This window comes from Shewanella profunda (assembly GCF_023283765.1).
In the GTDB taxonomy this organism is placed as follows: Bacteria; Pseudomonadota; Gammaproteobacteria; order Enterobacterales; family Shewanellaceae; genus Shewanella; species Shewanella profunda.
On record NZ_JAKILG010000043.1, the window covers coordinates 1 to 15,868 of the forward strand.

At 43.2% G+C, this 15,868-nt stretch carries 14 protein-coding genes; 3 read left to right on the top strand and 11 right to left on the bottom strand.

The window, feature by feature from the left end; translation table 11 throughout:
- Positions 1-1,096: 1,096 nt before the first annotated feature.
- Positions 1,097-1,603, bottom strand: coding sequence for a transcription/translation regulatory transformer protein RfaH (rfaH, locus tag L2744_RS16940; RefSeq protein ID WP_248993032.1), 507 nt, complete (start codon positions 1,601-1,603; stop codon positions 1,097-1,099).
- A gap of 473 nt (positions 1,604-2,076) precedes the next feature.
- Here rfaH and L2744_RS16945 point away from each other — a divergent pair, with 473 nt between their 5' ends.
- On the top strand, positions 2,077-3,579 hold the full coding sequence (locus L2744_RS16945) for a peptide MFS transporter (RefSeq protein ID WP_248993033.1): 1,503 nt from the start codon (positions 2,077-2,079) through the stop codon (positions 3,577-3,579).
- A gap of 378 nt (positions 3,580-3,957) precedes the next feature.
- Here the strand turns inward: L2744_RS16945 and L2744_RS16950 are convergent, their stop codons facing one another.
- The 3 genes from L2744_RS16950 to L2744_RS16960 all read right to left on the bottom strand — a co-directional run bounded on the left by L2744_RS16950 (position 3,958) and on the right by L2744_RS16960 (position 6,237).
- Entirely contained in the window at positions 3,958-4,104 is a 147-nt protein-coding gene (locus tag L2744_RS16950) for a hypothetical protein (RefSeq protein ID WP_248993034.1), read from the bottom strand.
- A 100-nt stretch (positions 4,105-4,204) separates the two neighbouring features.
- Positions 4,205-5,335 carry a response regulator gene (locus tag L2744_RS16955; RefSeq protein WP_248993035.1) on the bottom strand — a complete coding sequence of 377 codons (1,131 nt, stop codon included), beginning with the start codon at positions 5,333-5,335 and terminating at the stop codon, positions 4,205-4,207.
- A gap of 119 nt (positions 5,336-5,454) precedes the next feature.
- Entirely contained in the window at positions 5,455-6,237 is a 783-nt protein-coding gene (locus tag L2744_RS16960; protein ID WP_248993036.1) for an MlaA family lipoprotein, read from the bottom strand.
- Positions 6,238-6,467: 230 nt separating this feature from the next.
- On the opposite strand from L2744_RS16960, the gene L2744_RS16965 reads away from it, so the two are divergent.
- Both L2744_RS16965 and L2744_RS16970 read left to right on the top strand, forming a co-directional pair.
- Entirely contained in the window at positions 6,468-8,387 is a 1,920-nt protein-coding gene (locus L2744_RS16965; protein WP_248993037.1) for a flagellar hook-length control protein FliK, read from the top strand.
- A 40-nt stretch (positions 8,388-8,427) separates the two neighbouring features.
- A complete protein-coding gene (locus L2744_RS16970; RefSeq protein WP_011919594.1) occupies positions 8,428-8,739 on the top strand; it encodes an EscU/YscU/HrcU family type III secretion system export apparatus switch protein in 312 nt (103 codons plus the stop codon).
- 405 nt (positions 8,740-9,144) lie between these two features.
- On the opposite strand, the gene L2744_RS16975 is transcribed toward L2744_RS16970, so the two are convergent.
- From L2744_RS16975 to L2744_RS17005, 7 genes are all read right to left on the bottom strand, one after another.
- Positions 9,145-9,543, bottom strand: coding sequence for a DUF2802 domain-containing protein (locus L2744_RS16975; RefSeq protein WP_011788797.1), 399 nt, complete (start codon positions 9,541-9,543; stop codon positions 9,145-9,147).
- A 170-nt stretch (positions 9,544-9,713) separates the two neighbouring features.
- Positions 9,714-10,208 (bottom strand): chemotaxis protein CheW, encoded by a 495-nt coding sequence (locus L2744_RS16980; protein WP_011788796.1) that lies wholly within the window; start codon positions 10,206-10,208, stop codon positions 9,714-9,716.
- Between the two features lie 7 nt (positions 10,209-10,215).
- Complete coding sequence (locus L2744_RS16985) at positions 10,216-11,208, bottom strand: chemotaxis protein CheW (RefSeq protein WP_014610969.1); 993 nt, start codon at positions 11,206-11,208, stop codon at positions 10,216-10,218.
- Positions 11,192-11,983 (bottom strand): ParA family protein, encoded by a 792-nt coding sequence (locus tag L2744_RS16990; RefSeq protein WP_011788794.1) that lies wholly within the window; start codon positions 11,981-11,983, stop codon positions 11,192-11,194. The genes L2744_RS16985 and L2744_RS16990 overlap by 17 nt, the downstream gene beginning before the upstream one ends.
- A gap of 55 nt (positions 11,984-12,038) precedes the next feature.
- The gene (locus L2744_RS16995) at positions 12,039-12,473 is read right to left on the bottom strand and encodes a hypothetical protein (protein ID WP_041412368.1); all 435 of its coding nucleotides are present in this window, start codon (positions 12,471-12,473) and stop codon (positions 12,039-12,041) included.
- 22 nt (positions 12,474-12,495) lie between these two features.
- Positions 12,496-13,614 carry a protein-glutamate methylesterase/protein-glutamine glutaminase gene (locus tag L2744_RS17000; protein WP_011919597.1) on the bottom strand — a complete coding sequence of 373 codons (1,119 nt, stop codon included), beginning with the start codon at positions 13,612-13,614 and terminating at the stop codon, positions 12,496-12,498.
- A 20-nt stretch (positions 13,615-13,634) separates the two neighbouring features.
- Positions 13,635-15,863: a chemotaxis protein CheA gene (locus L2744_RS17005; protein ID WP_248993038.1), complete on the bottom strand. Its 2,229-nt coding sequence runs from the start codon at positions 15,861-15,863 to the stop codon at positions 13,635-13,637.
- Positions 15,864-15,868 lie beyond the last annotated feature (5 nt).

Sequence of the window (15,868 nt, forward strand, 5' to 3'; positions counted from 1 at the left end):
CCTGTCATCCTCGCGAACGCGGGGATCCAGCTTTTGAGTAACCGCTTTTAAACAATAAAAGACTTTACATTGGATCCCCGCATTCGCGGGAATGACAACGGAAAAACAAGAGCGCGATACTTAAGAGCACTTCGCTAACGGTATACGCAATACTGTGATTACGAATATCGGCTAACGGAACACTTCGCTTATGAACCTGTCATCCTCGCGAACGCGGGGATCCAGCTTTTGAGTAACCGCTTTTAAACAATAAAAGACTTTACATTGGATCCCCGCATTCGCGGGAATGACAACGGAAAAACAAGAACGCGATACTTAAGAGCACTTCGTTAACGGTATACGCAGCGCTGTGCTTACGAATCAGAGTTAACGGAACACTTCACTTATGGAAAAGTTAGAGCTGTTAGCAATTGTTCCTGACAATTGCTTTCAGACACGCTACCGTTCCACGTGGCGAGCCAGAGGCCCTTCGGCGTTCGCTAAGCGACAGAAATTGTTCTGTCGCTTGTCTTTCAGACACGCTACCGCCCATAGATTGCGGCCTCTAAATTGCCCTTCGCAATGCGAAAATTCATATTTTTCAATTAAATACTAAAGTAAAACCTAATCACTCATTAATTAAGAGTGGCTAAGCTCTGATCCCTTAGCACTTTGTATTCAAAGCGTGTCAGATTTTATCTTCAAAGTATCTGCAAATACTTGGATACATGCCGTACTCGGTTCACTTCCACCTTGTGAAAAACAAGGGTGAAATACTTGCAAAAAATCTGTTATATCAAGCTGTATAAACCGCAAACTATCAACCTTTAGTATGACTAAGTTAACTTTAGCCTCTAAGCATTAAGCTGCGGAAGTTTACTGTATATCTCTTGCCTTGGATGTTTAATTAATATCCAGATGCAAGTATCACAGGTTGCTTTTCCATCTTTCTAATGTAAGAAATAATCAATGGATAACAAATAAAGCATAACACTTTGACTTTATTACACTTTAAAAAGCAGTAATTTGTTTAAAAAAAAGTAAACAAGCCATAACTATAGCTAATATCTTACAAAACACTCAGCCAAATCCTTACAAGGGTACTGAGGTGTCATACTTAAATGCAAACACGTTCGACCGACTGTTCAGGAACTGTTAAGGTATTGACTTGTCCCATAATACTAAATAAGACATGACAACGTTTATTTGGGCACTTTTCTTGAAAAATGCCTTCTAAGTCAGCAAATGGGCCATCTTTAAAGCGAATTTTTTCCCCAGTTTTTAGCTCTGATTCTTCGGCTAATACCGTTTGGGAAGGTGTTAATTCTTTCATGCGAATAGTGTGAATAATACGGTCATCAATCGGTGTCATTTTTTCCTGACAATTGACGATACGATTTACTCCACGAGTAGAATGGACCTGCCGAACACTCGTCTGGCTTGGGTCAAATTTGATAAACAAATAATTTGGGAATAATGGCACGCGGCAGATCCGTTTCTGTCCACGTTGAGATTTCTCTTCAGAGACCATTGGTAAGTATGTCTCTAAATCTTGAAGTGCTAAGTTCTGCTGTGCTCTCGCTTCACTCCGAGGTTTACAGTACAAGAGGTACCATGCCTTCATTTGTTATCTCATTACCCTATATCAAGTGATGTCCATTCACGGGTCGCAATCATAACAAAGTTGTTAATGTCGATGGAAGTAGTTTTTCGCCTCAGATGGTTTCCTGCTCGGTATCCGTGCAAGTGTCACTTATATTAGGTAAATCAACTGTAATTAGCCTTAGTACTGAATCGCCGATTATGTCGCCAGTTTGCAAGCCAAAATTGACTTTCGTTGCTTTTAAGGGGTATATAAGGTGGGATTTTAGCGAAAAGATTCAATTTACCGCTTAAAATATTACTTTTATTATAAGAACGTAACAATAACCCATACGCAACTTGCAGTTATTCAACAACTTTGTTCAATGTTTCTCGTTTGGATATTTTGCTGAAAGGTGAGTCGATTAGTGGGATAAGAAACAATCATTTTTCTGTGGCGACATCATCCTGTTTCAGGGGCCCACAGGCAATCACGAGCTTAAGGTGGAAGACTTCATGAGCATAGCAAAACCACAAGGGACAATGCTTGGGCATCCCAAAGGATTATTCCTGCTATTTACAACAGAGCTATGGGAACGATTTAGTTATTATGCAATGCGCGCCATTTTGGTGCTGTATCTAGTTGATCAAGTGGGTAAGCAGGGTGGTGGATTAGGTTGGAGCCAAGCCGACGCGCTGTCGTTATATGGAACCTTTACAGCTTTAGTTTACTTAACGCCGCTCATTGGTGGCTGGTTAGCCGATAATTTTCTTGGTCAACGTAAAGCCATCTATTTTGGTGGTGCATTGATGGCTGCTGGTCAGTTTATGTTAGCTGCACCGCATGCATGGTTTCCAGGTGTAGAAACCACACTTTTCTACGTAGGTTTAGGAACGCTTATTTTAGGTAACGGTTTATTTAAACCTAATATTTCAACTATGGTTGGCGATCTCTATGAAGAAGGTGACCATAGACGCGATGGTGCATTTACCATCTTCTACATGGGTATCAACTTAGGCGCTGCATTATCCGGTTTTGTTGTTGCTTGGGCTTATACCAGCTTTGGTCACACTGAAATAATCAATGACCAAGAGGTATTTGTTAATAACTGGCAAGCAGGTTTCTTCTGTGCTGGGATTGGTATGTTGCTTTCCCTGGTTATTCAATTTTTGTTTGCCCAAAAACTGCTTGGTGATATTGGGACTGTACCTGCGGCGAGACTTGAACGCGAACGCCAGGCTAAGTTGGGTAATGTTCGTAAAGAGCCCCTTACTAAAATTGAGCGTGATCGTATCAAGGTCATCATGGTACTCGGTTTATTTACCATCATCTTCTGGGCTGGTTTCGAACAAGCTGGCGGGTTAATGAACTTGTTTACTAATGAGTTTACCGACCGTTACATTGGCACATGGGAAGTTCCTACAACTTACTTCCAATCACTTAACGCCATTTTCATCGTGTTATTTGCCCCTGTTGTTGCTTCAATTTGGATCCGTTTAGGTAAAAATGAACCTAACTCACCGGTTAAGTTTGCCTTAGGCCTATTCTTATTGGCGATTGGTTTCTTATTCATGATTGGTGCAGTTGTTGAAATGGGTGGCAATCCAAACACTAAATCAAGCATGTGGTGGTTAGTGGGCGCTTATTTCTTCCATACTATGGGTGAGCTATGTTTATCGCCTATTGGCTTATCTATGGTAACTAAGCTTGCTCCGCTACGCATAGCATCTCTAATGATGGGCGCTTGGTTCCTATTTATCGCAATGGCCAACAAAGTTGCTGGTGTAGTTGGTTCTTTAATTGGTCACGGTGGTGGCAAAGAAGAGCAACTTGCTAATGCTATGTCTATTTTTGCTGGCATTGCCATTACAGCCACTTTTTCTGCCGTAGTTCTCTACTTTATGGCTGACAAATTAGTTGACTGGATGCATGGCGCAGAAACTAAGCATTCTTCAGAAGCGCAAGCTTTGGAAGATGAGATTGCCGTAACTGCTGAGCACGAAGCCATTAAGCGATAAGATAACGTCTAGAATCTAGGACGCTTCGCGGATAGAGCGCTTCGCTACGAGAAAAAGCTTCGCTCCTTCTAGATTCTAGAGTCTCGCGGTGACTTCTAGAGCGATCCTGCGAACGTTCTAGCAGTTGCGAAGCAACCCTTTGATGTATCCGTCATCCTTGCTTCTAAACCGTCACCTCGCCTTTTACACTGTCATCCTTGCCTCTAAGCCGTCATCCTCGCGCATGCGGGGATCCAGCTTTTGGATTTTGGCTTTTGGCTTTTGGCTTTTGGATTTTGGATTTTAATCCACTATGTCTTAAAACACCGAAAGAGTTCACCTATGGATTCCCGCCTGCGCGGGAATGACAGAAGGGGTGCAATGCCGTCATCCTTGCTTCTAAACCGTCACCTCGCCTTTTACACTGTCATCCTTCTCTAAGCCGTCATCCTCGCGCATGCGGGGATCCAGCTTTTGGCTTTTGGCTTTTGGCTTTTGGCTTTTGGCTTTTAAGCCACTATGTCTTAGAACACCGAAAGACTTCACCTATGGATTCCCGCCTGCGCGGGAATGACGAAGGGGCACGGAAATGACGAAAGTTGCGAAGCGAAACGCTAGATTCTAGCAACAGCGTTTTTGTTGTGTCCTAGCAGTGAGCTTGCGAATGCTCTATAGGTAGGCTTAACTGCATAAATCCGCCAGCAGGAATATGGGGATCATAAACCAGTCCTTTGAATTTATTATCGAGTAAGTTTTGCTTATGTATAGGTTCACTTGTAGCTATACATAGTTGTTCTTGTGGCAGGATAGTGCGGAACTGAATACTGGGTTTACCCCAGTCAAGTAAACCTAACTGTAAACTATCAGAAAGTGCCAAAGGACTAAGCCCTTGATCATTACGTAAATAGCAGCGTAATCCCCTCCCTGCTTGGGCTATCGCCGCTCGATATTTTGTCAATTCAATTGAAATATAAATAATATCGACCGTGATATCTAAACCAGAGTTAACTAAACGATCATTCAAATAGCTAAGCATATTGAACGGCTCAATAATTGTTTTACTCTGACCACTACGATAATTTTTAAGCTTTTGATTAACAAAACTACGCAGTAATACACAGGCAAATGCTGCGCGATTATCCTCAGGATAAAGATGTGCCATATACATGATCAAATGATCATTGCCGACCATAGTCGAGTCTATAAAATAACTACTAATATCACTGTCTTTAAACAAACTGTAGTCAACTTTGGCGACGGGGTAACTGATATTAGAGGCAGGAAATAGCTGCTGCTGAACCTGTTTTGCTGCTTCTACACTTTGCTCCAAAAGGGCTAAATTATCACTTAGCTCTTGCCGGGACAGTGCATCTATTTCTGCTTGAATAGGTTCATCACCAAGGATTTTATGTAGGGCTTGCCTAATGGCTTGTTCAATAATGAATAAATCGGATACGGGTTTAACTAAATAATCACTGGCGCCAATGCGTAATGCCTCGACAACATCTGCCATGACATTGTTACCTGAAATCACAATGGAAGGGATAAGTGGCTCAAGTTTAGTCATTTCCTTGAGCATATCGAGTCCTCCTAACTTTGGCATACTCAAGTCAGCCAAGACAATATCAAAGCGCTGTTGTTTGAAAACACTCAGTCCTTGCTCACCATCAGAGGCTTGAGCTACATCAGCGCCACGCCCAGAAAGGAACGTGGCGACAATTTGCCGAAACACAGGATCATCTTCAACCAAAAGAATCGAAACACCATTTAACACCATAAAGATTCCCGAATAAAATTCATTGCTATAGCAATAACTCAATCATGACATCGGAAGAATCATTCGATACGGCAAGGACTAGGTTGTGAAAGCAACATCGATAGCCATGTTGCGTAACGTTAATCAAGCTCCTGCATATATTGATCAAGCAACTCATCATCTTCTTGTTTCTGAGGAACATTGCCATCATAGACTTTATAGTCCATGTGTTGTAAATACGCATCTTTCACGAAAGCATAGGGATCAAGCGCATTATCAACGAGCCTTTCTTGATCAATCGCTGAAGCTCTCGCATGAAGACTCTTAAGCCCCCACTTAACAACGGATTGCCACATGGTGAGCTCTGATAGTGGAAAGTATAGACGATCAACCCAATCTGTTGCGAGTTCACGCACAACATAGGGGCCCGCAAATGGCGCCATAAAATAAGGACCATTTGGCACACCATAGTAACCCAGCACTTCGTTAAATGCGTCTTGCTTACGCGGCATTCCCATCATATCGGCCACATCAAAAACGCCTAACAAACCTATTGTGGAGTTAACGGTAAAACGCCCGCCAGCATTCGCAGCCCATCCCCACTTGCCTTGTAACACATTGTTAACTAAGCTACTTGGCTCTTCTAAGTTCTGTACAAAATTATTAATACCCGTTTTAGCAGGCCGGGGAATATAGTCGTTATAACCATGGGCGACTGGACGATAGAGATATTTATCAAGATACAGATAGTTAAAATCCCACATTGCACGGTTAAAACCCTCGAAAGGATCCCGTGGATCATCATAGGTAATGGTCACTGCTGTAATGTCTTGAGAAGTGGTATCAGGTACGGAGACTTCTGCCCCATATGCTTGGGGCAATAATACAAATCCTAACGATAGCCCTATCCATTTCAACTTCATATTGATCTCTTAATATAAATGTACTGCTTAGGTGCAAAGTTTTCGCTAAAGTGACTATAGACAAGTGACGATATAAGTAACATTCGTCTTAGCCGTATATTCTAGTATTGCGAAAGCTTGCTATTGATATTGTTTTCACAAAACGCATAAGCATACTTGGCAAATTATTTTGGTCAATTGTTAATTTATCAACATGCCATGCCGCAGGATAAACTATTTAAGGTCATCCCATGGAGTCGATCCCAGTCATCAATAATGCTAACCCACAGCAACCTGCTCCAGCATACCAAAACGATGCCTCAAACGTATCTGCACGTCCAATACCTGTTGAAGTGCTTGTATCACCTAAGGGCGACAGTATTATTCTAAGCGGTACAGAATATAATTTAAAGCTCGTTGATGCTCAACAAAGACAAGCACTGATTAACGCCAATCGTTTTCTACTAACGCAAACGACAGCAGAGCCTACGGCCAATACGACACCTAACGCTGCCATAACAACGGCAAGCCAACCAGCTCAACTCACTGCACTTGGCACCGCATTAACACTAAAATTACCAGAAGCTATTGCTCAGCTCGCCCAGCAAAATGGCATATCATTAGAACGCTTATTCAGCTTAGCTGGACGTCCTCAAGGTTACCCACTTCCCGATGTCACTATTACCCACAAAGAGTTCCAATTTTCAAATGGGACTGTTATTGCACAAGACGCGGGGACTCGACTGAGTGCTGGTGAATACCAAGCTAAAATTGCCTTATCACAGGGACGTCCTATATTAGTACTCACCCCTATTGTGAGCAAACTTGAAATCCTTATCGGCGCTTCAATAAATGAAACTAAGGTTCCCATAATCGATAAACAAGCGGCAAACGTGGTTATCGCAAAAGCAGAACCTGCCCAGATTTATGCTAGCTTCCTGAGGAAGCTAGAAAGCCTTATACCTCAACCAGAAATGCGCTCATCAAATGCCACCACGATAAATATAAGCCCTTCCCTTAGTGCCCAAGGCACTTCAGTAGCAGCATCATCGATGACACCAACTTTGGATGCGACCAATCTCGGCCAAGCAACAACCAAAGCTAATGCCAATAATACACAAGCTAACGCACAAACCGGGCAATCGATAACAGCCCCCCGATTACCCCTTGGCAGTTTACCGCCCACTACAGAACAAAACATCACTAACACAGCGACGAATATCTCGTTGCAGAACAGCTCACTTATCGCTACAACTATCTCTCAATCTGCACATGTTACAAATAATCTTGGGCAAGCTAAGCCAGATGTTCAGCAGATTGACAGTAGCAGTGATGGCGACATTAACGTGAATGATGTACTGCAAAAAGCGTTTAATAAAGCAGGCGCATTACCCTCAGATCAACTGGTATTGCGGAGCAACAATAATCTAGCAACTGAGCTACTTAGACATTTACCGCATATCAACCCACAACCTTTAGGGCAGTTGAGTGATCCTGATTCACTTAAAGCTGAAATACTAGGATTAGCCACACTCAATTTGGCAGCACAACAGCTTAGCCACACATCATCCTTTATGAATGCTGGTGCGATTACGTCATTATTTCAACTATTACTCGGTTTTAGAGCCAAAACGACCAGTGCTTTAAGCCAAAAACTGGCGAATTATCTTGAACAATTACAAACGAGGACTGGTTTTTCTAACAATCAGCTAAGTCAATTGAGTAAAGCTGGCGGTTTAGAGAGCATGGGACAATTAGCGACCAGTTTACATTTATATCAACAAGCAAGTGGCGAAAATAACGGTAATATCGTTTGGTTTTTTGCTCTCCCCTATAGCATCAATCAACGACACGAACAGCTTGAAGGCAAATTTGAGCAGGAGAATGACGCTGATGAGCAGCAGAAGCATAATGGTTGGCATTTACAACTAAAATTTAATCTTGCACAGGGGCCCCTATTAATATCAGCTCGTTATCACCAACAACTCTTAGAGATTCAATTTAAAGGAAATAATCAAACACTACTCAATAAGGTTGATAACTTTTTAGCTCCCTTAAGCCAAAAACTGTCACAGCTCGGTTTTACGACAAGCGAACTTTCAACCCAGATAGCACCAGTGCCAGCCACATTGCTCCCTGGTGACCATTTTCTAGTAAAAACGAAGGCATAGCGTTTATGAACATCAATGTAAGTGACAAAATGAGCATAATATGACAACAGAAGATAATAAAACCAAGCAAGCTGTAGCCTTGAGTTACGATGGAAAACATGCTCCGAAGATTGTCGCAACAGGTGAAGGACTGATCGCCGAAGAAATTATTGCCCTCGCCAAAGAATCAGGAGTTTATATTCATCAAGATGCGCATCTTAGCAATTTTCTACGCTTATTAGAGTTAGGTGAGGAGATCCCAAAAGAGTTGTATCTACTTATTGCAGAACTGATCGCCTTTGTTTATATGCTCGACGGTAAATTCCCCGAGCAATGGAATAATATGCATCAAAAAATTGTTGAAAAAGCTTAGGAACAAGGAAAAACAGAACTCTGTGCTAACAGTAAAAACCACCCGCTACGCTTACAGAACACTTCGTTCATGGCTGACGCTTATCGTAAGAGCGGAACCCATTCTGTAAACTGTGAAGCAGCGTCCGTATACTACAAGGTGGCTATCGAGTAGTTGCAAAACACCCTTTGATTTTTCCGTCATCCTTACTCCTACCACGTCATCCTTGCCCCTAAGCCGTCATCCTCGCGCATGCGGGGATCCAGCTTTAGCTTTTAAGTCACGGAGCTCTAAAACACCAAAAGACTTCACTGATGGATTCCCGCTTTCGCTGGAATGACGAAGGATGCGAGAATGACGAAGGATGCAGAAATGACAAAAAGTGCGGTGATGCAAAAGGGAGAGCGTCTTAGCCCCTACACTTCGCTATTTACGATGTAACCGGATCAATAATTCAGCTTCAGCTTTGGGAAGTTCACACTCTTTTATCAGTTCATCGACTCCCGCACCAAGTCCGACCATTTTCATCGCACGAGTGTAAAGCTTTGCTTGAGGATCTTGTAAGGTCGTTTCTTCAATGCGCTCGGATTGCTGATGCAACCGCTTTTCTAACTCAATGACTCTGCGCCCCACGCCAATAGTGCCGCTGCGTAATTCCTGCAATTCCCTTTTAAAGGCTTCACGCTGGCGGTCACCTTCCTTGACAAGCACAGTTAACGCTTCAACTTTATTACGTAATTTACTCAACTGCTTTTGTAGATAGAGCACAAGCCCTAAACATGCAATCACATAGACTAACGCCGCGATCAAAAATTCATCGCCCATTAAAAATCCTTATGTATTTCTATGTATAAATCAGAATAACGGATAAAGAGGATGCATGATTCATGACTCTAATCGCTTTATTGGGAAGCATTGTTCCCCTTTTCCGTTATTGATGGCAATAGCTCATAAAGGTCGAGAGCTTGCTACTAAGCACTCAAAAACGCAACAGTTTAGAGTTGTGTGAGTTCAGCCCATTCTTCATCGGATAATAACTTATCGAGATCAACTAAGATCAACAGCTCATTATCACGGTTACTTACACCTTGAATAAACTTAGCGCTTTCTTCTGTCCCGACATTAGGTGCGTTGTCAATTTCGCTGCGGCGTAAGTAAACAACCTCTGCAACGCTATCCACTAAAATACCAATGACTTGCTTTTCAGCTTCGATAATCACAATACGGGTCGAATCATCGACTTCGGCTGATTGCAAGCCAAAACGTGACCGTGTATCGATAACAGTGACAACATTACCACGTAAGTTAATGATACCTAAAACATAATATGGAGCACCAGGCACTGGCGCTATTTCGGTATAGCGCAGCACTTCTTGCACTTGCATTACGTTGATACCATAAGTTTCGTTGTCTAACTTAAAGGTAACCCATTGTAATACTACATCATCTTTACTTGCAGCTACGGCTGCGACATTTCTTGTATCTTTCATGTTTACCTCAACCAATTGAGTCCTGACAACCTAAACCCGCATCAAGCATTTCAACTAAGGCTTGTACGTGCAAAATACCACACATTTGTTCTTTAACGACACCAGCGAGCCAAGGCCGTTTACCTGCTTTGCTGCGCCAGTTTACTTGCGATTTATTAATTTTTACAGCATTGACTAAAGACTCACAAGTTAATCCCCAGTTACTGCCTTCTAACAATACAAGATATTGATAATTTACCGATTGCGCCAGTTTATCTGTGTATTTTTCTGGCATAACCCAAGCGCAAGTATCGACAATGTTTAATTGTTCTTCCCTGTGGCTTTGCACACCTAAAAACCACGATGGACGGCCAATAATATGGTTAATCCGTTCCACTTTAACAATGCCACCTAAACTCACTAGCGGTACGGCTAATGTTAACCCAGCCACTTTAAAGAATAGTACCTGAAACTCATCATCGAGCACTTCTTGAAGATCTTTTGTGATACTCGGTGGTGTAATACCAAGCTGAGTCTCTGGCTTATTGACTAAAATAGCCTCTTCACGCCCAACAGCAAGGGGCTCTTCGGCGGCAAAAGATATAGGCTGTTCAGTATCATCAACAGGCTTACCCTCGGAAACAATCTCCGGTTGTATAAGCTCTTCAATGATTTTTGGTTCTGTTTTAACTTCCGTTTTTAATACTGGTGCCAGTAGTTTTTCAAGCGATTGCTTATCTACTTTAGGCGCGACCTCACTCAAAACCACATTGGGACTTGGTGCCTTTACTTTAGCGAATTGCACCTCAGGGGTGACGGTTATTGTCTGATGTAAACGTACTGATGCACGTTCCGCTAAAATCGCATCATCGAGTGATGTAACCTCATTCCCGATCGCCTCCCGTTGTAGAGACTTATCCCCATGTGATGGTGGCTTGGAAATACCTGTAATTGAACTGTCATTCTCATGCAGCAATAATTCAAAAAAATCAAAAACAGTTTCATCAACCGATTTTGACATGGCCAAACTCCCCGACTAATAAAAAATCTAACAATCTTTCATAGGCTTTTACGCCACGACACCCACTTGCATAATGCGAGGCGGGTAAATGTGCCAAACTGGCATCTCTAAACTTAGTATCGACGGGAATAACATCACGCCACAGGGAACCTGAATATTGTTCGCTTAATATTTGTAAGGCCGCGGGAGAAGCTTTAGTACGTTTATCATACATCGTTGGAACAACGGTATAACTGTATTGGGTTTTCTTGGAGCGCCCCATTAATTCCATTGTCTTGACCATGCGCTCCAAACCTTTAATGGCTAAAAATTCGGTTTGTACGGGAATAACGATATGCTGACTCGCAGCAAGGGCATTCACCATAAGCACCCCTAAAACTGGTGGGCAATCTACAATTGCCACATCATATTCATCGGCAACAAGTGCTAAAAGATTACGCAGAACCAGCCCCATCCCTTCTTGATGACCTAACGCTCTGTCTAACGTCGCTAGCGCCATGGTCGCAGGTAAGAGATCCAAACCATCGACCAAGGTTGGCACTATATGAGAACAAACCAACTCTTTTGTTAAGTTCTGATGAGCAAGAAATACATCAAATAGTGAACCTGGCACTTTTTCAGAGTCAATGCCTAAGTAATATCCAAGTGATGCATGGGGATCTGTATCGATCATTAGCACACGCTTACCGCGCTTAGTCAGTACTCCTGCTAAGCTCGCCACCGTTGTGGTTTTACCCACACCGCCTTTTTGATTTGCTATGGTCCATACTTTCAAGAAGTGATCCTCTCGTTATTCCGACTTACATGCATTGAATCACGATTGAAAAAGACTAATCGCCTTCCCTTGTTGTTACCCTTATCCCACCATTTGGTAGGCTAATCACTTTAACGCCATCAGCATTCTCTGACACCACTGCAGGCACAACGTCAGTATTTACTTTACCCGTTGACGGTTCAGTTGATTTAGGTGGTAACGCCAAATTAATTGACGAAGGTTCTGCATTTAAGTCTACCGTAACTGCTTTTTGTTCACCCGGTGAAGCTAATTTCAACATAGCTTGAGTCTGATCAGGATGAGTCGCTAGCCATGTTGCAATCGCTTCAGCTTGCTCATCAGGTACCATAAGTAAAACTTGAGTTGATTCGAGACGTTTTACATCTTCATGCAACAATTTGATTTTATGTCGATAGTCAAGACTTAACGCGCCCAGACAAATAATGGTAATCACCATTAATACCATAATGAGCACAACATTCGTGCTCATTGGCTTTTTGACATTAGTTACATTAGCCACGAACAGACTCTTTTAAAATTGACTCAGCCATATTGTCGAGTGAAATAGATTGGCTCGCAATTCCCGCACTCGCAACGGCCTGCGGCATGCCGTAAACCACGCAACTGGCTTCATCCTGTGCCCAAATAGTCGCGCCAGCCGATTTCAGCATACGCGCTCCTTCTCGACCATCGGCTCCCATACCCGTCAAGACAACAGCAAGTACATCACCACCATAGGCTTTCGATGCTGATGCAAAAGTAATATCGACGCAGGGCTTATAATTCATCTCAGCACTCCCCGCGATGACTTTGATTCGGCCACTGGCACCACTGCGTTCGATCATCATCTGCATGCCACCCGGCGCTAAGTAAGCACAACCTGGTCGAAGTAAATCACCATTTGCAGCTTCTTTTACTTCAATCTTACATAACCCATTTAGACGATTCGCGAAAGCTGGTGTAAAGGCTGCCGGCATATGCTGAATGAGTAAAATAGGGTGAGGATAATTGGCTGGAAACTGCGTCAAAATCTTTTGCAATGCGACTGGGCCGCCAGTAGAAGTGCCAATCAGCAGTAATTTGTATTGTTTACCACTCGCACGGATAGACGAAGCTGTGGATGTCCGAACAGGCGCAGTGGCAACAGGCGTCGTGTTCCCCAGAACAGAAGTGGTACTCGTTCGAGATGTAGGAGTTGGCAACACCGAAGGTCTTACTATCGGGCGAAACATTCTCCTGCGACCAAGGGCTTTCACTCTTTGCTGGAGTAAAAGAATGGCATCATCTTTATTTGTTGCAATATCTTCAAAGCGCTTAGGTAAAAAATCTAACGCACCCGCATCTAACGCATCTAACGTGGCTTTGGCACCGTCATGGGTCAAAGATGAAAACATTAATATGGGTGTTGGACACTTTGCCATGATCTCACGGACGGCAGTAATACCATCCATGACGGGCATTTCAATATCCATGGTAATCACTTGGGGATTAAGTTCAGCAGCCATCTTTACCGCTTCGGCCCCATTTGAGGCCGTCGCAATTACTTCCAGTTCAGGATCTTGATTGACTATTTCACTAACACGTCGCCTAAAAAAACTTGAGTCATCAACGACTAATACTTTAATGGCCATTCCATTCCTTAGCTTGGAAACTAACTTTTATTCTTTGCATAATGCTTTAATAGCCCTGGTACATCTAAAATCAGAGCAATACCGCCATCAGAGGTGATCGTTGCACCAGCCATACCTGGTGTGCCGTGTAACATGGCTCCAAGCGGTTTGATAACCACTTCTTCTTGGCCAATTAAAGCATCTACAACAAATCCTATCTGCATCATACCTAATTGCACGATAACAACATGGCCATGTTTCTTATCACCATGTTTAAAACTCGTTTTATTCTTATGTAACCAGTGTTCCAAATAGAACAGTGGTACAGCCTTATTACGCACTATGACGGTGAGTTGTCCATCAACAATGTTGGTTTTTGTTAGATCAAGGTGGAATATCTCATTCACACTCGATAGCGGCAGAGCAAATACTTGCTGTGCTACATCCACCATCAGGGTTGGCATAATCGCAAGCGTTAAGGGAACTTTAATTTCAAGCACCGTCCCCTTACCTTTCATTGAGTCTATGTGAACAGTACCGTTTAATTGAGCGATACGGGTCTTAACTACATCCATACCAACGCCACGACCTGAAATATCGGAAATTTCCACCTTTGTTGAAAAACCAGGCGCAAAAATCAGATTATAAGCCTCTGTGTCTGTCATACGTGCGGCGGCATCGTCATCGAGCACCCCACGTTTAATCGCGATTTGCTTAAGTTTTTCAGGATCCATCCCTGCACCATCATCTTCGATTTTAAGCAGAATATGGTCACCTTCTTGGCTGGCAGATAAGGTAATAGTCCCTGTTCTAGGCTTACCACTAGCTTCACGCTCATTTGGCATTTCTATGCCATGGTCAACCGAGTTACGCACTAAGTGAACCAGAGGATCGGCGAGGGCCTCCACTAAGTTTTTATCTAAATCGGTCTCTTCACCGATCATAACCAAGTCAATTTCTTTGTTCAGTGTACGCGCTAAATCGCGAACAACACGGGGAAAACGTCCGAACACCTTTTTAATCGGTTGCATACGGGTCTTCATCACTGCGCCTTGTAAATCCGCAGTCACAAGATCTAAGTTAGCAAGCGCTTTAGACATTTCCTCGTCATCACGACTAATGCCTAAACTGACAAGACGATTTCGCACTAATACCAGCTCACCGACCATGTTCATAATTTGATCAAGGCGTGCAGTATCGACTCGAACTGTAGTTTCACCTTGAGGAACGTTGGCTGATGCCGCTGCTTTCGCGGGCGCTTTATCAGCGACAGCAATCTCAGTTTTAGCCGCAACGACAGGCGCACTCACTGTAGCGGCCACGTTAGCCGTTGACGTTATTGGCGCAGCCTTAGACGCTACAACTGAAGGTGTTGATGACACTGCAGCCATCACGCTCGCAGTAGCTTTTGCTGGTGCACCACCTTTACCGTGTAATTCATCGAGCAAGCGTTCAAACTCATCATCGGTAATTTCATCCGAATCAACAGGTGGCACTGGCGGCGTGACAACTGCTTTAGGTTTAGCTGGCGCGTCAACTTCGACTTTAAACTGACCAGAACCATGCAACTCATCGAGTAAAGCTTCAAATTCATCGTCGGTAATATCATCAGTCGACGCAGGAGCTTTCGCTGTTGGCGCAGATTGGGGTGGCACGGCGCTCCCTACTGAACTGACAGCAGGACCTTTCCCCTCTCCGTGCAAAGCATCTAACAGTGCTTCAAATTCCGCTTCATCAATTTCATCAATACTTGAGCTTCCGCTTATTTCCGTTGCTTCAATGGGCATTTCCTCAATAATAGCAACTTCAACAAGTTCGGGTTCTGGCTCTGGTTCAGTCATGGCAACAGGTGAACTTGGGTTTAATTCAGAGGGTAATGGCGCGCCAGAACTGAGCATTTTTAATTTTGCTAATAATACTGGATCGGCGGGGTCTTGTTGTTCACCCTGTTGAGTTTGAGCGAACATAGTATTAATGGCGTCAACAGCGTGCAGAATGATATCCATCAATTCAGCATTAACTTTTCGCTTGCCGGTACGTAACAAGTCAAAAGTATTTTCAGCTTCATGGCAAACATCAACCATGGGAGTCAAACTGAGAAAGCCGGCGCCGCCTTTAACGGTATGAAATCCCCTGAAAATGGCATTAAGCAAGTCAGTATCATCAGGATTATTTTCTAGGGCAACAAGTTGCTCCTGTAGCAGTTCTAAAATCTCACCTGCTTCGATTAAAAAGTCCTGGAGTATCTCTTCATCTACATCAAAGGCCATCAAAT